Source organism: Exiguobacterium sp. s146 (genome assembly GCF_018618415.1).
Classification (GTDB): Bacteria; Bacillota; Bacilli; order Exiguobacteriales; family Exiguobacteriaceae; genus Exiguobacterium.
The window spans coordinates 1,223,056-1,242,462 of record NZ_JACSMA010000001.1 but is presented as its reverse complement, the minus strand read 5'-3'; the positions used below and the strand labels follow the sequence as shown (position 1 = coordinate 1,242,462).

The 19,407-nt window shown below is 54.4% G+C and carries 19 protein-coding genes; 5 read left to right on the top strand and 14 right to left on the bottom strand.

What is annotated here, in order from left to right; genetic code table 11:
- Position 1: 1 nt before the first annotated feature.
- The 5 genes from KNP83_RS06415 to KNP83_RS06395 all read right to left on the bottom strand — a co-directional run bounded on the left by KNP83_RS06415 (position 2) and on the right by KNP83_RS06395 (position 4,860).
- Positions 2-979, bottom strand: coding sequence for a hypothetical protein (locus KNP83_RS06415; protein ID WP_214761536.1), 978 nt, complete (start codon positions 977-979; stop codon positions 2-4).
- Positions 976-2,004, bottom strand: a complete 1,029-nt coding sequence (locus KNP83_RS06410; protein ID WP_214761534.1) for a DUF58 domain-containing protein — start codon at positions 2,002-2,004, stop codon at positions 976-978. The genes KNP83_RS06415 and KNP83_RS06410 overlap by 4 nt, the downstream gene beginning before the upstream one ends.
- Position 2,005: 1 nt before the next feature.
- Positions 2,006-2,914: an AAA family ATPase gene (locus tag KNP83_RS06405; RefSeq protein ID WP_029595449.1), complete on the bottom strand. Its 909-nt coding sequence runs from the start codon at positions 2,912-2,914 to the stop codon at positions 2,006-2,008.
- Between the two features lie 395 nt (positions 2,915-3,309).
- Complete coding sequence (locus KNP83_RS06400) at positions 3,310-4,005, bottom strand: amino acid ABC transporter permease (protein WP_214761532.1); 696 nt, start codon at positions 4,003-4,005, stop codon at positions 3,310-3,312.
- A gap of 6 nt (positions 4,006-4,011) precedes the next feature.
- Positions 4,012-4,860 (bottom strand): transporter substrate-binding domain-containing protein, encoded by an 849-nt coding sequence (locus tag KNP83_RS06395; protein WP_214761530.1) that lies wholly within the window; start codon positions 4,858-4,860, stop codon positions 4,012-4,014.
- Positions 4,861-5,192: 332 nt separating this feature from the next.
- Between KNP83_RS06395 and KNP83_RS06390 the strand changes: the two genes are divergently transcribed.
- Complete coding sequence (locus KNP83_RS06390; protein WP_214761529.1) at positions 5,193-5,585, top strand: hypothetical protein; 393 nt, start codon at positions 5,193-5,195, stop codon at positions 5,583-5,585.
- A 73-nt stretch (positions 5,586-5,658) separates the two neighbouring features.
- The gene (locus tag KNP83_RS06385; RefSeq protein WP_214761528.1) at positions 5,659-6,201 is read left to right on the top strand and encodes a GNAT family N-acetyltransferase; all 543 of its coding nucleotides are present in this window, start codon (positions 5,659-5,661) and stop codon (positions 6,199-6,201) included.
- A 157-nt stretch (positions 6,202-6,358) separates the two neighbouring features.
- Here the strand turns inward: KNP83_RS06385 and KNP83_RS06380 are convergent, their stop codons facing one another.
- The 3 genes from KNP83_RS06380 to KNP83_RS06370 are packed head-to-tail and all read right to left on the bottom strand — an operon-like array spanning position 6,359 to position 8,168.
- Positions 6,359-6,808: a GNAT family N-acetyltransferase gene (locus KNP83_RS06380; protein WP_214761526.1), complete on the bottom strand. Its 450-nt coding sequence runs from the start codon at positions 6,806-6,808 to the stop codon at positions 6,359-6,361.
- Between the two features lie 17 nt (positions 6,809-6,825).
- Entirely contained in the window at positions 6,826-7,542 is a 717-nt protein-coding gene (locus KNP83_RS06375; RefSeq protein ID WP_214761524.1) for an MBL fold metallo-hydrolase, read from the bottom strand.
- A 14-nt stretch (positions 7,543-7,556) separates the two neighbouring features.
- Positions 7,557-8,168, bottom strand: coding sequence for an NUDIX hydrolase (locus KNP83_RS06370; RefSeq protein WP_214761522.1), 612 nt, complete (start codon positions 8,166-8,168; stop codon positions 7,557-7,559).
- Between the two features lie 142 nt (positions 8,169-8,310).
- Between KNP83_RS06370 and KNP83_RS06365 the strand changes: the two genes are divergently transcribed.
- Positions 8,311-8,817, top strand: coding sequence for a DinB family protein (locus KNP83_RS06365; protein WP_214761520.1), 507 nt, complete (start codon positions 8,311-8,313; stop codon positions 8,815-8,817).
- A gap of 38 nt (positions 8,818-8,855) precedes the next feature.
- Here KNP83_RS06365 and KNP83_RS06360 read toward each other — a convergent pair whose 3' ends face one another.
- The 4 genes from KNP83_RS06360 to KNP83_RS06345 all read right to left on the bottom strand — a co-directional run bounded on the left by KNP83_RS06360 (position 8,856) and on the right by KNP83_RS06345 (position 14,534).
- Complete coding sequence (locus KNP83_RS06360) at positions 8,856-9,524, bottom strand: hypothetical protein (RefSeq protein WP_214761518.1); 669 nt, start codon at positions 9,522-9,524, stop codon at positions 8,856-8,858.
- 100 nt (positions 9,525-9,624) lie between these two features.
- Positions 9,625-12,030 carry a DNA topoisomerase IV subunit A gene (gene parC, locus KNP83_RS06355; protein ID WP_214761516.1) on the bottom strand — a complete coding sequence of 802 codons (2,406 nt, stop codon included), beginning with the start codon at positions 12,028-12,030 and terminating at the stop codon, positions 9,625-9,627.
- Positions 12,031-12,032: 2 nt separating this feature from the next.
- Positions 12,033-14,000, bottom strand: a complete 1,968-nt coding sequence (gene parE / locus KNP83_RS06350; protein ID WP_214761514.1) for a DNA topoisomerase IV subunit B — start codon at positions 13,998-14,000, stop codon at positions 12,033-12,035.
- Positions 14,001-14,129: 129 nt separating this feature from the next.
- A complete protein-coding gene (locus KNP83_RS06345; RefSeq protein WP_021067467.1) occupies positions 14,130-14,534 on the bottom strand; it encodes a CoA-binding protein in 405 nt (134 codons plus the stop codon).
- A gap of 353 nt (positions 14,535-14,887) precedes the next feature.
- On the opposite strand from KNP83_RS06345, the gene KNP83_RS15215 reads away from it, so the two are divergent.
- Both KNP83_RS15215 and KNP83_RS06335 read left to right on the top strand, forming a co-directional pair.
- Positions 14,888-15,943 (top strand): GGDEF domain-containing protein, encoded by a 1,056-nt coding sequence (locus tag KNP83_RS15215; RefSeq protein WP_214761512.1) that lies wholly within the window; start codon positions 14,888-14,890, stop codon positions 15,941-15,943.
- A 15-nt stretch (positions 15,944-15,958) separates the two neighbouring features.
- Positions 15,959-16,969: a tyrosine-type recombinase/integrase gene (locus KNP83_RS06335; protein WP_214761510.1), complete on the top strand. Its 1,011-nt coding sequence runs from the start codon at positions 15,959-15,961 to the stop codon at positions 16,967-16,969.
- Between the two features lie 63 nt (positions 16,970-17,032).
- Here the strand turns inward: KNP83_RS06335 and KNP83_RS06330 are convergent, their stop codons facing one another.
- Entirely contained in the window at positions 17,033-18,172 is a 1,140-nt protein-coding gene (locus KNP83_RS06330) for a hypothetical protein (protein WP_214761508.1), read from the bottom strand.
- Positions 18,169-19,380, bottom strand: coding sequence for a hypothetical protein (locus tag KNP83_RS06325; RefSeq protein ID WP_214761506.1), 1,212 nt, complete (start codon positions 19,378-19,380; stop codon positions 18,169-18,171). The genes KNP83_RS06330 and KNP83_RS06325 overlap by 4 nt, the downstream gene beginning before the upstream one ends.
- Between the last annotated feature and the right edge of the window lie 27 nt (positions 19,381-19,407).

Below are 19,407 nucleotides of genomic sequence, written 5' to 3'. Positions count from 1 at the left end.
CTTATTTTTTGAGCGTCTGGATGACCTGGCGTTCGAACGCCTCGACGATCGGCACCGGGGCTTCTTTCTCTCCGTACTCGGCCGCCTCGAGCCAAATGGCGAAGCGGCTTCCTTCGGTGAATCCGATGCGGTCGAACCATTCCATGACCGTCTCCTCACGATGGCGAGGATGGGCCTGTTCGAGCCGTCTGCCGGCATCGAGCAAACGGACATGCCTCGGGGCCCGTGTAGCGCGACGGACGGCACCTGCAGCTTGGTGTTGCTGCTTCGGTACCGTCACCTCCTCATGGATTTCTTTACGGCGTTGCAAGTAGATGAACAAGGCGACCATCCCGACCAAAAGGACGAGAAAAGCCACAATCAAGAACAACGATTGATTCGTCGCCGATTCGAGCAACGTCTCGTTCGTGACCGTCTCGGCATCGATGTTCGGGTTGTCCGGGACGAGGATACGGTTGACACGGTCAGACGGGTCCAAATTGAAGCCGTCGAACCAGCTGCCGATCCATACGAAAATGGGACGAATCCAGGCGACGAGGTTACCGAACAATAGCTCCTTGATCGTCCGAATGACCACGGCCAGTCCGAGACCGACGGCGAGGGCGACGACGAGCGTCGACAACATCCGTTTATAGTCACGGCGGTAATAGAGGCTCCGTTGCCAAAACAAGAACAGGAACGGGAAGGCGATCATCGCGAGCGGCTGCGAAGCCGGCGGGAACAACCAATCGACGATCAAGAACAGCACGCTGGCGATGGCGTACCGGTCCGTCCAGTCGAGCGTCCGGATAAAGGCGTGGACGTACGTGAACAACAGCAACGTGACGCTCATCTCATAGGAGATCCAAAGGGCGGCGATGCTCAGGGTCGTCTGCACGCCAAGTTGCCAGTTGCGCGGCAAGCGGAGCGTCAACAGAAAGACGAGTGGAAACGCGTGACCGACATAGAAAGCGGCGAATACCCACCAAAGTAGTCTCATCGGCCATCACCTCCGAGCCGTAAAATCGATTGGCTGCCACCGTATTTGGCGACTTTTCGTTCGAACAGCGACCGGGCGAGCGGGAAATCCCGTTCCGATAGACAAGCGAGCGTCGTCATGACCTTGCGGAAATGCATCTCGCCGCTCCCCGGGGCGAGGTCATAGGTGATGCCTTCTTTCGTCAATGTCGGCACGATCAATCCATAGCTCGCGTTCTCTTTCTCAAAGTCGCGGCATAAGGCTGCCGCCTGTGAGATTAACCGCTCCATCTGATGGGTCAGGGCGCGTCCGTCTTTCGTCAGTAAGTCGAGCACGACGACATATTCGTTTGCTTGGACGGGTTGCTCGGTCCGGGCGAGCAGTTCGCCGGTCTTCGCATAGGCCGACCAATACAGCTGTCGCATCGGTTGACCGTGATATGGCGCCACCGATTGGAACGTCTCCGGGTCACGATAGGCGCTATGACGAACCATCTCTTCGCCCGGTAACGTCGGAGGACGCTTCGGAATCGGATAAGGAAGAAATTCGGGGAAGACATAGCCAATCCGGTCGAGCGGGTCTTCCTTATAAAGCGAGAACATGCGGAGCGGGTCACGGATTTCCATGCCGATTGCCTCCATACGGATCGGGCCGCGCCGAATCGCCTTGAGCGGCAGCGTATAGGCGACGGCCGCCTCGCGTCCAACATAGTTCTCCTGGCGCCAAAAGGCGTGCTCCTCCGACTCTACGGTCGGATGGAGGTAACCTGACAGACGGACGACACCGAGCGGCACAGGCGCCGTCGACACCAGTTTGATCGTATACGTCTCTTCATCGTTAGGGAACAGCTTCAGCTCGTCGGTCACTTCGACATGGACGTATTCTGCGAGCCGGAACAACAGCTCCGGCATGATCAAGGCATACAGGCTGAAGCCGATAATCACACTCGCGAGGAAGACGTTGCCGTATAGGGCGGTGAACACCCCGACGACGAACAAGAGCCACATATACCCGGACTCGAGGTAGCGAGGGCTGACGAGTTGCATGTCACACCTCGGAAGGGACCGGGATGGTCTCCAAAACGGACTTGATCAGTTTGGACGGCTTCGTCTTGAGCGACGCCTCGACCGTCAAGACGATGCGGTGCCCGAGAATCGGCAAAGCGAGCGCGCGGATGTCTTCCGGTGATACGTAATCCCGTCCGTCCATATAGGCGTGGGCCCGGGCCGCCATCGTATAGGCGAGGGTCGCCCGCGGGCTCGGTCCGACCTCGATGTCGCGGTGGTGACGGAGCGCCTCGACAAAATCGAGTAGATAATCTTCCATCGCCTCGTGGAACAAGACGTCACGGACGGCTTGCTGCATCTCGGCAAGTTCGGTCTGTTGCAACGTGAACGGGGCCGCACTCAAATGCTCGTTGCGGAGCAAGCGACGTTCCGACTCCCGTGACAGCGGGGCGAGCGACAGTTTGAACAAGAAGCGGTCAAGCTGTGCCTGGGGCAACGGGAACGTCCCTTGGCCATCGAACGGGTTTTGCGTCGCGATGACGAAGAACGGGTCCGGGAGACGAAGTGACACTTCACCGAGCGTCACTTGACGCTCCTGCATCGCCTCTAACAGCGCCGACTGGGTCCGTGGTGTCGTCCGGTTGATCTCATCGACGAGCAGAATCGATGTGAAGATCGGTCCGGTCCGGCGTTCGAACGTGCCCGTCGTCGGATTGAACAGCTCCATCCCTAAAATGTCACTCGGCAGCGTATCCGGTGTACATTGCACGCGTTGGAACGCGGCCGATACCGACGTGGCCAGGCTGCGTGCGAGCGTCGTCTTGCCGGTCCCCGGTCGGTCCTCGAGCAAAACATGCCCCCCAGAGAGTAGGGCGATCGTCGACAGCTTAATCGCCTTCGACTGCCCAATCACTTGATCGTTTAAATGTGTCGTCCATTGTTGCACCATAATGTAAGTCCCCCGTCTATTTTCTGAATATTTATAAAAATCATAGCACACTCGCGGACCGAGATGGAACGCTAAAGAACGGTGCTGCCAAATATGTAGGTCAATCGCGGTCAATCCGAAGAAGACGTTCTCGCTTTCTTGCGGCTCGGAAACTCGATGATCACGTAATACAAGACAATCATGGTTGTGAAAGGCTGCAGGGCACTGACCCATGCTGGGCCGTCGAACAAAATATAGGTAAGTGTAATGAGGATAGATGAGACGAATACTAGCTTTGAGAACATAGGTGATCAAGTCTCCTTTGAATCGCAATATGGAATAGATTGACTATACCACGAGATTTTCTCCATAACCGCCCGACAAAAAAACTGACCTGCCCGTATGAGGCAAGTCAGTCATCGTTTCGGTGTATCCAAATAGCGCTCGAAATGCCGCTCTAGCCAGTCTTGGAAGAACGACATGAACGTACAGATGCCCCAATAAATCAGGGCGACGACCAAGTAGACGGTCATATAGTCGAATTCCCGGCCCCCGACAATTTTCGCCTTATTGAAAATCTCTGGGACGGTGATCATGGCGGCGAGCGAACTCGCTTTAATCAAATCGAGGAACACGTTCGAAAGCGGGGGGAGGGCGATTCGCGTCGCTTGCGGCAAGATGACCCCTTTCAGCGTCAGCCACTTGTTCATCCCGAGCGAGCGTGCCGCCTCGACCTGTCCCGGGTCGACGGCACGAATCGCAGCCCGGACGATTTCCGCGATATAGGCCGCCGAGTTCAGGCTGAACCCGATAATCGCCGCCGTCAGCGCCGCAAATTCGATGCCGATGAATGGAAATCCTGAATATAAGATGAACAGGATAATCAGAATCGGGACACCCCGCATGAACGAGATATAAAACGTCGACGGGAACCGAAGCATCCGGGAAGGTGACAGTTTCCCAAGGGCAAGCACGAGACCGAGCAACAAGCCGAAGAACATGCTGACGAACGAGATCCACAGCGTGTTCGGCAAGCCGCCTAATAGATACGGAAACGAGCGCACGGCCAGGTCGACGTCAAAAATCGCTTCCCATTTCACACCTTCGAACATGACCGCTTAATCCAATTCGACGATCGTCGCATCGACGTCCGGTTCGACCGAGACATCGGCACCGTTATAGAACGTTTCCGACAACTCTTTCACCGTGCCGTCTTCAAGCATCTCAGCAAGGACGCGGTCGATGTTCTCTTGAAGCTCAGCGTTTTCCTTATCCATCAAGAACGCGACTTCCTGTGGGTTATAGGCGATATCCGGGTGAATCGTGATATCGAACTCCGGGAAGAAGGCGAGGGCGAGCGTCTGGAGATAGTAATCGTTCAAGATGACGTCGGTCCGTCCTGTCGAGACGTCACGAAGATACTGGTCGTTCGTCGCATTGTCATAGATGACTTCCTCGGCCCCGTATTGACGTGCCACGTCCATGAAGACCGTTGTCGCTTCCCCAGCGGCTTTCTTGCCTTTCAAGTCTTCAAGCGACTCGATGCCTGACAGGTCGCTCTTGCGAACAATCGCCGTCCCGTACGTGTACTTGTATGGCGTCGAGAAGGCAAACTTCTCTTTGCGGTCCTCTGTGACCGAGATATCGTTCGCCGCGACGTCGACTTGTCCGTTTTGAACGCTCGTCAACATGTTGTCGAACGCCATCTCTTTGAATTGGACTTCAAGGTCGAGACGTTTCCCGACCTCTTTCATGAGCTCGACATCAAACCCCGTCAACGCATCGCTGTCCTCTTCGCGGAACGAAGCCGGGTAGAGTGTCCCCGCCGTGCCGACCGTGAGCGTGCCGTCTTCTTTAATTTCGTCCCAGCGCGAAGTTTCGGCCTGATCGGTGCTAGAATCACCACACGCCGCGAGCGGGACAGCGAGTAATAGCGATGCTGCCAAACCTTTTGTCATACGTTTCATTCAAGTTCCTCCTTAAGTTATCATCTGTCTAAAAATAGCATGACAATGGATTACAGGCAACTCCTATGAGCGGATAAACAGCGTGAATATTATTTTTGAAACATTAATCCATAAAGCGCTAACATGTTGATGAATGAGGGATTCAATCGAATGACACAGTTTATTAATTATGATGAAACAGATAAATAGATTTCGTTTTGAACAATGCGGTTTAAGCGACAATATCATCGTGTTGATAAGCCGACTCCCACGAATGGAACATCATTAATTGATGTATGATAGATAGCAAAGGCTTATTCGTAACATTTCAAGATTCGGAGAAGGGAATACACATGGAGAAATGGGAAAGATGGACCGTCAACCCGGAGCTACCGGCTAAGCTAGAGTTACAGGCTCTCATTGATGATCAAGACGGATTAAGGCTCGTGTTTACTAGTGTTCATGATGACACGTACACATTTTTGTTTGACGGACTTGTATTCTCGTATCGAAATACAGACGAAGGAACGCTTCTCAAATCCCTAAATCGTCTATTCAATCATTATGAGGCTGATTTTATTGGCGAATGGACACTCTTTCAAGTGACCGATTCGAGCTATTTAGAATGGCTGGCTGAAGAGTCAGATACTAGTTATGAAACGGTTTATACTATTCAGCATTACGTATTCCTGACATCAAATGACGTGGTCGAAGTATTGTCGACAGAGCCGCCAATCTTGATTTAAAGACCGTCACTCCGTGGCTACTCTGTAAAACTAGACGGGAGCGGTCAATACATATAGAGAGGAGAAGGATGCAATGGAAGGAACACCAAACATCTCGATTCAAGCGTTGAATGAGGATTCCATCAGCGTCGTGAACGAGGCGAATGATCCGTTTCCGGTCATCGGCAAAATCATTCCGAGCTTCTGTGACGGGGATTGGACGCATGAGGAACAGTTATATGAGACAACCCATGAGACGAGCTTCCCGGACGATTCACTGGACTGGTCTGCATACATCAGTGGTGAGGACAAACAAGTATTCTTGGCATTCGACGAGACGACGTGCATTGGACAAATCCGTGTGATGAAAGACTGGAACCGTTTTGCCTATATCGAGAATATCGCGGTACAGAAAGCGTATCGACAGAGCGGACTCGGCCATTTGCTGATGAAAGCTGCGGAGACGTGGGCAAAAGAGCAATCGTTGCTGGGATTGTCGCTGGAGGCGCAGAACGATAATGTGATCGCGTGTCGATTTTATGCGAAAGAAGGGTTCGAGCTCGGCGGTGTGGACACGCTGAAGCAAATCGGCAATCCGAATATCGACATGACGTTGTATTGGTACAAGATCTTTTGATTTCACATGAGAGGAGAGACGTCATATCTGACATCGATTTTCTCTTCATTTTCTTCTAGTTAACATAACATATATTATCAGTAAAAATAAAACTATGTCTCAATCCTTTAGTATACTTAAAGAAGTGAGACGGAATTTGAAATTTTAGAAATGGGACTTAAGATCGCGTGAATCGAATCAATGTGACACCTGGTTCCGGTTCGAACTCGGCGCTCGGTTCGAACCCGAGCTTCGTGTACAACTTCTTGGCCGGTCCGTTATGTTTGCCCGTATGCACATAGACGAGCTTGTCTTCATGCAAGCTGAGCGCGTGTTCGAGCAACGTCGTCGCGAGCCTCGCCCTGAAATACGTCGGATCGATACATAATTTCGTGACCTCGACCGTGGTCTCAGCCGCTTCGACCGTGATGAATCCAATCAACCGCTCGTCGTTATATAAGCCATAGCTCGTACCCGGCAGATTTTGAATGACTTCGACCGTCTCATAACGTGCTGGAATTTCATCGAACCCAATCAGTTCGGCTTCGACCGCATAGGCGTTCCGCTGAATCTCGAGCATCTGCTCGGCCAGTTGATAATCTGTCGTCTGAATCTCGCGTAATTCCATCTGTCCGCACCTCCGGCTTATCGTGAAAATAGACGTGCTTGCTTGCGTTTGGCCCGTTTCAGCGCCAAATAGAGCCGGTGTGTCCCGGCGACCGGTTGTCCATGTCCGACGAACGTATGTCGCGGTGCCAAATCGATCAACTTCTCCGCGTATTCGACCGCTGCGCGTCTATCCCATGTTGCGACACCCGGAAGCGGGAACAACGGACGGACGTCCCCTGCCACGGCGACTCCCCCACGCGTCTGAAACGCATCTCCGGCAAACAAAATCCGCTCCTTCTCATCGAAATAGGCGATGGAGCCCGGCGTATGACCCGCTGCCGGATAGACGCGCAGACCGAACAAGCGCTCACCCGGGTCGAGCAGTTTATCCGGGAGGGAGTGAATCTTCGGGAGCGATCCTTTCAGTTTGAGCGGCCGCTCATCCGAATCGGTCGTCTTGTCCCCTTCGAGGAGACGGGCGTCCCGTCGTGAGACATACAGCTCAGCATGCGGATGGGCCTTCAAGATGGCGTCGACACCACCGACGTGATCACCGTGGGCGTGCGTCAGCAAGATGGCGAGAAGCGGACTCTCCAATGACTCGATATATGCTAGAATCGCTTCTGCGTTGCGCTCAAGGGCGGTATCAATCAAGACGAGCCCGAGTTCCCGCTCAATCAACTGGACGTTAATCGGTAACACAGGCGCATAAAACGTCAGTTGATGGACGTGATCAATCCGTGTGACTTTCATGGAATCCCCTCCCCTTAATCAAATAAAGTGATCCAATCCTCTTGCCATCTAGCCTCAAAACACATATAAAGCTGTTCCTGGGTGTTCCGTGCGGTCGATAAGAGTGGTAAGTTGTCCCGCGTGAAGAACGCCACCTCGCTCGTCTCATGGCTCACCTGCGCCTCTCCACCAATCAGCTCGCATTCGATGAACAGTTTGTAGTAATGCTGCGACAACGGCGGATGGTCGTGATGATGCATATCGAACAACGCGAGCAAACGAACCGGTACGACGTGAAACCCGGCCTCTTCCTCAATCTCCTTGATGATGTTCTGTGCCGGAGACAGTCCGACCTCACAAAACCCACCCGGTAACGTCCAAAGCCCGTCCGACCGTTCTTTGACGAGCAAGACCGCATCGTCCCGGAAGACGACACCGCGTACGTCGAGCTTCGGTGTCGGGTACCCATCGACGTGCGTCAGTTTCGTGACCTCATCCAATGCGAGGTCTGACTGTCGTTCGAACATCTCGGTCGCGATCCGTTGGAGTTCGACATAACGTTCGCGATCGAACTCGTCTTTCGTGAACGTCAATCCGGCCTGTGCAAGCGCCTGGAGCCGTTTGGCCCAGTCGAGCCATTGAGACATAGTGATCCCTCCATGATTTATCCTCTTATCCCATTCGCCATGAGATGGGCTTGTTCCTTTTAGCAATACCCGCTCCTAAGAGAAAGTACCGATCCTCCCCGTGATATACTGAAACAAGAACAGTGGTCAAAGGAGGAACAATATGTCGATGCCAGTGTTGTCTCAGTTCAAGCAAGACTTGGAGGGCTATACCGAACGGCAGTTACATTATAAGAAAGCCACGGAGGTCTGGTCGATTGGGCAGATGTACGACCATATCATCGTGGTAGCCGAGGAATATGCGGACGAGATTGAGCGTTGTCTCGCCTCACACGAAGACCAACCGCTCGGAAAGACCGAGTTCGGTGAACGATTGTTTCAGGCGGGCGGTTTTCCAGCGATGAAAATTCGGTTACCCGATGAAATGAACCAACCCCCGAACAATACGGACCGGCGTGAAACGCTCGAACGACGAATCGATGACTTGTCTACGCGCCTGATGCGGCTTGAACCGCTCGTCCGCTCGGCAAACCCGGATGTCAAAGCCCGGCATGGCGGATTTGGTTGGCTGAACGCACAAGAATGGTATGACCTCATCGAGATGCATACCCGCCATCATTTACGGCAACAGGCCGATTTGGAGCGCTATTTGCTGGAGGCTGGAATCTAACATACCATCAACATAAGACGCCTTGAGCGTCTTTTCGTTTACTTCTCATAATAATAGCTTTTTGTGAACGGATCATTTCGTTCGTACCGCTCACACCAGTCGAGAAAGCTTTCATCTTTTGACTTTGTCTGAGTGTAGGTCACCCAATCCGTCAGCAAGTCGCTGTAGTAACTAAGTTCTGCCTCGTACTCCGCTTGCTTTTCTTCACTCAATACGGATTGGTTCAGCTGTCTCGCTTCCATGATGATGCCTCTGTCCTCTTCAACCTCACCGAGATAGAGATCTTCGTTGATGTGATGAAATGCGAACCATAGGGCAAATATTTTCCGGTCCATGAGCGCTTGGACTGCAATCTGTTCCGAAAGTCCACCGAGTACGAATGCCTGTTCATACTCTTGTAACCAGCGAAAAGGACGAGGGTCATCCGGGAAACGTCGCTTCCATTCGTGGAGGGTCGGTTGTAGTACATTCGTAACGAGCGAATACACGAATATATGATAAGAATCATTTTGGTCGGACGATTCATCATGCGTGTAGAGCCAGGCAACGAATTCCTGTCGCTGATCAAAATCCCACGTCTCTACCATCTCAAGAAATGGTGTCATGGCGGCAAGTGCCTGCTTTCGTAATCCTCGCCGCTTCAATTCACAAAACGTGCGGAATTCCGGATAATTGTTCATGTTTGGGTCGTTCAGCAAATCGTGCATGGAATGATCTCCTCGTTTATGGATTCACTTTCTTCTATTTCCTCTGGTATATCGAAACGAAAAACCCCTGCACAACGGCTGTTGTACAGGGGTTTTCGCGTCAATCGAGATACACGTCCTCGATTTCACCGAACGTCTCCTCGTCAAATACGAACGAGCCGTTGGCGTAGCGGTCCAAGAGCGTCAATTGCTTCGTCTTGACCGTCTTCGCTTTCTCTTTCCCAATGATGTGGAGCGTCTCATCGTCATGTACCGGGAGCACACGACGAATCTGGTGCGGTTTCGATTTGACCTCACGGATAAGCATCGTCCCGCGCAAGTTGCGGTTCGTGCAGTCGAACTGGTCCTCAAGCTTCATCTTCTTGACCGCTCCACGCTGCGTCACAAGGACGAACAGCGGCGGTGTGAAGAAGGCAAAGGCATCGGCGACGAGATCGCCGTCTTTCAAGTTCATCGCTTTAACACCGGCGGCACGCTGGCCGACGACCGGTACGTCATCTTCCTTGAACCAGAGCCCGTAGCCCCGTTCCGACACGAGGAAGAGTTGGCCTGGTCCGTCACTGATGCCGGCGAAGACGACCTCGTCGTCACCTTTCAGTTTGAGCGCCATGAGCGCCTTCGACTTGCGTTGGGCGTCATAGTCACGGAGCGGCGTCCGTTTGACCATCCCTTCACGCGTGACGAACAGACAGTGCGCGTCCGTCTCGAACGTCGAGACGACATCGGCCGAGACGACCTGTTCGCCTTCGATCGGGACGAGGTTGGCCACATGCTGCCCGGCATCTTTCCATTTCGATTCCGGAATCTGATGGACCGGGATGAGCAGGTAGCTACCCTTGTTCGTCCAGACGAGCAAGTGATCCGTCGTCATCGCCTGGGTGACGAGGACAGGACGGTCTTTCGCCTTCATATCCGGCATGTCGTCGCTCGAGGCGCCATATGAACGCATCGATGAGCGTTTGACGTATCCGTCACGGCTGACGAACACCATCGTCTCCTCGACGGCAATCATGACCTCGGTTTTCAGTTTCAACTCTTCGACCTCGGACTCGATGACCGAGCGCCGCGCGTCGCCGAACTCGTCACGGAGCGCCGTCAACTCTTTCGAGATGAGCTTCCGTTTCGTGGCGTCGACGTTCAAGATGTTGGCGAGGCGGGTGATCTCTTTCTGGAGCGCCTTCGCCTCTTTCTGGAGCTCGACGATATCCGTGTTCGTCAAGCGGTAGAGTTGGAGCATGACGACCGCTTCGGCTTGACGGTCCGTGAACAAGAACCGCTCCATGAGTTTCTGTTTCGCTTCAGACTTGTCTTTCGCCGACCGGATGAGTTCGAGCGTCTCATCGAGGACCGAGATGGCCTGTTCGAGCGCGTCGACGATTTCGGCACGTTTCTTCGCCTGGTCGAGTTCGAACGTCGTGCGACGGGTGACGACTTCTTCGACATGCTTCAAGTACGCGTCGATGATTGACAAGAGACCCATCTGTTTCGGTGTTCGGTTGACGATGGCGACCATGTTGTAGTTGTAGGCGAGTTGCAGGTCGGTATGCTTCAAGAAGAAGTGGAGCACACCTTCCGCATCGGCTTCCTTTTTCAACTCGATGACGACGCGGACGCCGGTCCGGTCGGTCTCGTCACGGACTTCGGCGACGCCTTCGACTTTGCGGTCGAGGCGGAGCTCTTCCATCTTCTTGACGAGGTTCGCCTTGTTCACCTCATATGGGAGCTCGGTGATCGTGATCTGTTCACGGCCGCCCTTGAGCGGTTCGATGACCGATTTGGCACGGATGATGACCTTGCCTTTGCCGGTCTCGAACGCCTTCAAGATGCCATCTTTGCCCATGACAATCCCGCCAGACGGGAAGTCAGGTCCTTGCATATAGCGGAACGCGTCATTCGTCGTCTCGACCTCACCTTTCAAGCGGGCGATAGCGAGGTTGAGCACCTCGGTCAAGTTATGCGGCGGAATCTCGGTCGCGTAACCGGCGGAGATTCCCGTCGTCCCGTTCATGAGCAGGTTCGGGAGGAGCGACGGCAAGACGAGCGGCTCCTCGGTCGAATCGTCGAAGTTCGGCGTATAGTCGACCGTGTTCTTCGAGATCGACGTCAGCATCACACCGGCGATCTTCGACAGACGGGCCTCGGTATACCGCATCGCGGCAGCCGAGTCGCCATCCATCGAGCCGTTGTTCCCGTGCATATCGATGAGCGGGTAACGCAACTTCCAGTCCTGCGACAGGCGTACCATCGCCTCATAGACGGAACTGTCACCGTGCGGGTGATAGTTCCCGATGACGTTCCCGACCGTCTTGGCCGATTTGCGGTACGGTTTCTCGTTCGTGTTGCCTTCATGGTGCATCGCATACAGGATACGGCGCTGCACGGGTTTGAGCCCGTCGCGCGCGTCGGGGAGAGCCCGGTCCTGGATGATATATTTCGAGTAACGCCCGAAGCGGTCACCGACGACCTGTTCGAGCGACAAGTTTAAAATGTGTTGAATCGTCGACATCGTTACATCACTTCCTCAATCGCTTTAGTCACGTGTTCATTGGCGATGATTGAATCATCTTCCTGGAGGCCGAAGGCGACGTTCTCCTCGATCCACTCCCGGCGATGGGCGACGTTGTCTCCCATGAGCACCGAGACGCGTTTGTCGGCGACGGCGGCGTCGTCGACTGTGACGCGGATGAGCGTCCGTGTGTCCGGGTTCATCGTCGTCTCCCAGAGCTGGTCGGCGTTCATCTCACCGAGACCTTTGTAGCGCTGGAGGATATAGCCCTTCTTGTACACTTTGACGAGCTTCTCGAGCGCCTCTTCGTCCCAGGCGTACTCGAACTGTTCCGACTTGCCTTTCCCTTTCGAGATGCGATAGAGCGGCGGCAAGGCGACGAACACTTTGCCGGCCTCGACGAGCGGGCGCATATAACGGAAGAAGAACGTCAATAGGAGCACTTGGATGTGGGCCCCGTCCGTATCGGCATCGGTCATGATGATGATTTTGTCGAAGTTGCAGTCCTCGAGGTCGAAGTCGTGGCCGACGCCGGCCCCGATCGCGTGGATGATTGTGTTGATCTCCTCGTTCTTCATGATGTCCTGGAGTTTCGACTTTTCCGAGTTGATGACCTTCCCGCGCAGCGGCAGGATGGCCTGGAACGTCCGGTCGCGACCCTGTTTGGCCGAACCACCGGCCGAGTCACCCTCGACGAGGAACAGTTCGTTCTTGGCGGCGTTCTTCGACGTCGCCGGCGTCAGTTTCCCGTTCAAGATGCTCGAACGTTTCTTCTTCTTGCCGTTGCGCGCCTCTTCCCGGGCTTTCCGGGCGGCTTCGCGGGCTTGGGCGGCACGGATCGCCTTCTTGATGAGCATCGTCGCCATCTGCGGGTTCTCCTCGAGGAAGATCGTCAGTTGCTTGGCCATGACGCCATCGGCGCTCGTGCGGGCCTCCGGCGAGCCGAGTTTCGACTTCGTCTGTCCCTCGAATTGGAGGAACTCTTCCGGGATTCGTACCGAGACGATGAGCGTCAAGCCTTCACGGACGTCTCCGCCGTCGAGGTTCTTGTCTTTTTCCTTCAACAATCCGTTCTTCCGGGCGTATTCGTTCACGATTCGCGTCATCGCCGTCTTGGCGCCGACCTCGTGCGTCCCACCGTCCCGTGTCCGGACGTTGTTGACGAACGAGAGGACGTTCTCGGAGTAGGCGTCCGTGAACTGGAAGGCGAGCTCGAGCTCGATCTCATTCTCCGTCCCTTCGAAATAGACGATTGGATGAAGCGTCGCCTTGTCGTCGTTCAAATATTGGACGAACTCGGCGATCCCTTCCTCGTAATGGAACGTCTCCTCTTTCCCTGAGCGCTCGTCCGTCAGTGTGATCGTCAATCCTTTTAATAGAAAGGCTGATTCACGGAGCCGTTCGGCGAGCGTGTCGTAGTTGTATGTCGTCGTCGAGAAGATCGAGGCGTCCGGTTTGAAGTAGACGCTCGTCCCCGTCTGGCGCGTCTTGCCGGTCTCGAGGAGCGTCGTCTGCGGAATCCCGCCGTCGGCGAACGTCTGCTCGAACACTTTACCGTCGCGATAAATCGTGACGAGCACCTTGCTCGAGAGTGCGTTCACGACCGAGGCACCGACCCCATGGAGTCCACCTGACGTCTTATAGCCGCCTTGGCCGAACTTCCCACCGGCGTGGAGCACCGTGAAGATGACCTCCGGCGTCGGTTTGCCGGAAGCGTGCATCCCCGTCGGCATGCCGCGCCCGTGGTCGCGCACCGTGATGGCGTCATCTTTATGGATTGTCACGTCGATTTGGCCACCGAATCCGGCGAGCGCCTCATCAATCGCGTTATCGACGATCTCATAGACGAGATGGTGCAAGCCGCGATGGTCGGTCGAACCGATATACATCCCCGGACGTTTCCGGACAGCAGTCAGTCCCTCGAGCACCTGAATGGCGTCTTCGTTGTAGTTAAATAAGTCTGTTGACATTTTCGTCACCTCAATTTCGAACACACGTTCGTTTTTCTTACCTATTGTATAGCTGTTTTTAGATTCTGGCAAGCCTCCCTTCGCGAGCAGGGCTCGTGAAAAAAAGGAGACCTACCAAGGAGGTAGGTCTTAACCGAGAAGGCGGGCGTGCTCGACGTAGATGCATCGATTTTCGATGTAGTCGAGTCCGGCATCGCGAGCGATCCGTTCAGCGTCCGGGCTGGTGAGCCCGAGCTGATTGAAGACGAGACCGACATCCCCATGTCGGACGGCGTCTTCGGCCACACCGGCCAAATACTCATTGCGTCGGAAGACGTCGACGATATCGACGCGTCCCGGGATGCTCTCGACCGTCGGATAGACCTTACGTCCGTTCCACGTCTCGAGCGTCGGATTGACAGGGATGACTGTATAACCTTGCAGAATCAAATAGTCTGCGATTTGGTTCGCGGTCTTGTTCGGGTTCGCTGACACGCCGACGACAGCAATCGTCTTCGCTTCGGTGAGCCATTGTTTCAAACGTTGATCGTCCATCCTGAAATCCCCCTTTTGTTTACGTTCTCAGTGTACCTTTACCTGAATCACCGTTTCAAGCTTTATTTTCTTTTATCATACAACTGTAACTCTTTCAAATTTTTAAAACAAACCAATTGGTTCACCATAACTTATTATGTAAACCATATTATATGGTGTCATTTTAGCGAATCGCAGGTTAACGTGTGTCTCATGTCAAAATGACGTTTCAACAAACATTGCGTGAAATATCTATTTCACGCAATTATACTGGCGAATCTAAAGCGTTCTCGAGGACGCGATTGACTTATTTCTCGAACGCCCATGGGCAAATCAATGACAGTTCGGTATACTAAGATTCAGGAGGTGTTCGCGTGGGAACTGCCTATGAGGAACGTCGCGGTACACTATATAATTATCGCATCACTTTTTACGGGAACGCGCTCGCTTGGCTCATCCACGTCGTGTTCTTGATCACGTTTTGGCAACTCGGCGTCACGGTTCTCGCCTGGTCAAACCTATTCAGCATTCTGTACTACACGTTATCCTTTTACTTTGTACATAAACGATATTATCGGGCGTTCTTCGTCGGTCTGTTCGTCGAGGTCGTCTATAACGCCATCATCTCGACGGTCGTGCTCGGTTGGGGGGCGAACGTCCACTATTTCATCATCATGGTCGCCTATGGTGTGTTCTTCATGCCGAACGTCAGCCGGTCCATCCGGGGCGTCTCGACGATGCTGGCCATGGCCATCTATGGTTTCCTCTACGTGAATGTGACAACAGGGATGCAACCGCTCGCGCCGATGTTCGAACAAATATTGGGTCTCTTTTGTCTCTTGTCGACAATCGCCTTGATCGCCGGGCTGTCTTTCATTTTCGAAGGGTCCGTCGTCGAGGTGACGTCCGAGCTCGAACGGACGAACAAACGTCTTCATACGCTCGCCTCACGGGACGGCCTGACCGGTTTATATAATCGGACGACCGGATACCGATTGATCGAAGATGAGATTCGCGAGGCCATCGTCAATGGGCGGCCCTACGCCGTCGCCCTAGGGGACATCGATCACTTCAAGGCGTTCAACGAGCAACACGGTCACGACTGTGGCGACCTCGTGCTCAAACAAGTCGCCTCCGCGCTCGCCCGAACCGATGGAGTTTCCATCCGTTGGGGCGGCGAGGAGTTCCTCATCTTCTTGACGGGCCAGTCCGCCGCAGAGGCCACGGAGACGATTGACCGTTTGCGGCAACGCATCAAATCACTCGATACGATTTATGATGGCCGTCGACTCAGCGTCACGATGACGTTCGGCGTCACGACACGGACCGGATTCGAGGCCATCGACACGCTCGTCAAAGAGGCGGACGACCGGCTCCGAGCCGGCAAACAGGAAGGCAAGGACCGGATCGTCTCGTCAATCCATCAGTAAACAAGGAGAGATCTTTTGAGTATATTCCGCCAGCTCGGACAAGCGCCGACCAAGGTCGCGACGAAACGTTTCAACTTGAGCGGCTACGAGCGCATGCCCGACTTCATCCAGCGTTTTTTGAACCACCTGGCCGCCAAACACTATTCTGAACAGACCGCGCAGCGCTATCTGTATGACTTTTTGGACTTTTTCCGTTGGGTCGAGGCTGCCAGCGCATCCGAGGTCGACCCGGCATCGGTCGAGATTGACTCATTCGTCGAGTTCGACCACGCGGGGGCCGAGGCGTACGCGTCGTATCTCGCCCTCGAGCTCGATAACGCACCGAGCGTCATCAACCGCAAACTGTCGACGATGCAGTCGCTGTTCAACCATCTGATTGAGACAGGCGTGACGGCCCATAACCCGTTCCAGACGGTCGAGCGGCCGAAGCGCGCCAAACGCAACCCGGTCTATTTGACGGAGCAGGAATGGCTCGACTTCTCGACGCTCGTCCGTAGCAATGTCGGCATGTCCGACCGCGAGGCGAGCTGGTACGAGCGCAACCGGGACCGTGATTTCTTGATGATTCAACTGCTCGGGTTGACCGGGATGCGCGTCTCTGAACTCGTCGGCCTCGACTGGAACGATATCGACCGGGAGAGCGGCACGATTCGCGTCATCGGGAAAGGCAATAAGGAACGGGTCATCCCAATCGCCTCCCCGCTCGAGCCGCTGCTCGACGCCTATCAACGTCACGGTTCAGGTCCGCTGTTCCACTCAGAGCGAGGCAAGCGCATCTCAGTGCGGACGGTGCAGCACACGTTGAAGTGTCACATTGACCGTTTGAAACCGTATTTGTCGTTCTTGACGCATAAACAGGTCACGCCGCATAAACTCCGGCATACGTTCGCCTCCCGGCTCGCCATGAGCGGGATTGACGTCTTGACGATTCAACAGTTACTCGGCCACGAATCGGTGGCGACGACACAAGTGTATGCCCATATCGGCGACGAGAAGAAAAAACAAGCTATGATAGGTTTACGATAACTTATTATGTAAACCACTATAAAACACCTGAACTGATTGCGATGATCAGTTCAGGTGTTTTCGTTATAACTGTTTCGTCGATAGAATGACGATTGTTTCATCGAGCACCGTGTAATAGGCATCTTCGAACGTCTGTCGCTCGTTCGTCTCGAGATTGAAAACGCTCACGCCCCCACTGGCACCATCCGCTGACTCATGGATGAAATAGTTCGATACGAGCACGCGCTCGAACGGCGCCGTGTCGAGGAAGCGGGCCCCGGTCGTTGCGTCAATCAGTTCGGTGTGATCCGCCGATTCTTCGACCTTGATGAAAATCGTCGAGCCGACATCATCGTACGTGAAGTCGATCGGTTCATAGGCGCCCCAGTCGACGACGGCCACTTCACGGAGCACGTCCGGGGCGGTCAGCTCATAAATCGTCTCCTCATTCGCCTCATCGACGAACGTCGAGAACCGGAGATGTTTGTCCCGTTCACCCAGGTATTGGACCGTGTCCCCTTCCCCATGCAGACGGATCAAGTCCTCGAACGGGATCTCGTCTTGACGGGACCGGATCGCCTCGACCACCTCGTCGAGCGAACAGATCAAAATCGCCTCCGAATGGTCGATTGGGTCGTCCGGAGAGACCCGACCGTCCTCGAGCGCCTCATAATAGGCGAACTCGTCCAAGCGGGCGTTGCAGACGACGTACGGCACGCCATCGAGCTCGGTCGTAAATAGATAGAGCTCACGGAACTTGCCGGCATGACCGACGAGCCGCTCGTCTCGGATTCGCTCTTGGAACGCCGTCTCCGCATCATACAACCAAGCCTCGTCCGTATCGCCGAAACTCGTCAAGAAGAGGAAGTACCGGTCCGCGAGCACCCAATAGAGCGTGCTATTGCCACGTTTCTCGAACGTTGCCAGCACGTCCTCTTGTCCGGAGCGATAGTCGAACGCAATCAATTCCGTGCGGACGACACCGGTCCGGTCTGGTGTCTCGTTCAAGAAATAGACGCGGGCGTCACTGACGAACAGCTTCGAGATGCCGTAGTCTTCATAGACACGATGACTGATCAGTGTGACGGCACCGTCCGCTTCATCATAGCGATAAATCGAGAAACTCGTCTCGCCGGTCTTCTCCCGATAGTAGACGGATGACTCGGTGACGGCGATTAAATCCTCATGGCTGATTGACATGGCACGTGCGTCAACGATTCTCATAGGACACCTCTCTCATAGGAAGATTCAACCGGCTCGACGGTGACGATGCCGGGTGGTCGTTTCGGGAATGAAATTCGCAGATGGGCGAACTCGATGATCGATTGGCGAGGATCTGATTTCTCCACCCATCGGACGCGTTGACGGTTCGCCAAGGCATGGCCAATCTTTTCTTCGATTTGGAATTGAGAAATGCCACGATAGGCGACTTCTTGGATATAGGTCGATTCATCGGGTTCGAACTGTTGCCAAATACCCATCACGAGCTGCCCGAGCGAGGAGACCCGTTGCTCCGGCAGACGGACCGTCCGGAGCGTCTTCTCCACTTCCTTCAGACACTCGAGCGGGTCGTTCCCGACGGCGAACAGCCGCTTGGCCGAGTTGTTCATGACCCGGTAACGTCGTTTCCCGCTCTCGAGTCGGAGTACTTGTGCATACGGCTCGACCGGAACCCCATGAAAGAACGTATCGGTCCCGCCCCAAGAATAGCCAAAAGCGGGGTCGAATTTTTGAATCGTCTTCATGAAGGAGAGCATGAAATCCTCGACCTCGCGACGTTCGAGCCGTAACCATTCGGCGAGCGCGAGCGTGCCGCGGTCCTTTTGGATGCGGTGCACCGGGAAGAACAAATCCCCTTCAGCCAGGCGATGTGGTTTAAGCTCGGTCCCGTCCGCTCGATAGTCCGTCGCTGGACGGCCGCTCCGGCCTGCATAGATGATCCATTCGTCTTCCGTGCTCTCGAACGCGTAGGCTTGATGCGCCCATGGTGGCGTCACGTATAGAGCCGGATACTCCTCATACGTCTCAAGGTGCAGATAGGAACGGTCGGTCCACAGCTGCGCGAGCAAGCGGACGATTTCTCCCGTCTCCGACTCTTTTGGTGCGATATAATTGCCGGTGTTACCGATATACGTCAAGACATGGAAGTCGTAGGCGTGATACAGGTGACGCACGATCCGCTCGAACACAGCGGCAATCATCCGTTCGAACAACGGGTGGTCTTCGTTCCGGTCGACCGATGTCGCATCGACCGTACACATGAGCCAACCCATGCGGACGTACAGGCGAATCCGGAGCGGATACGAGATCAATGGGGACGAAGATGCATGAATCTCCGTCAGACCGAGGTTGGCCATGTTCTCGACCTGTAACGTGAACCCGCTACGCCTCAGTTGTTCCTCCATCTTCTTTTTCCAATTGATCGTCTCCATTCACATTCACTCGCTTTCCGTGGCCAA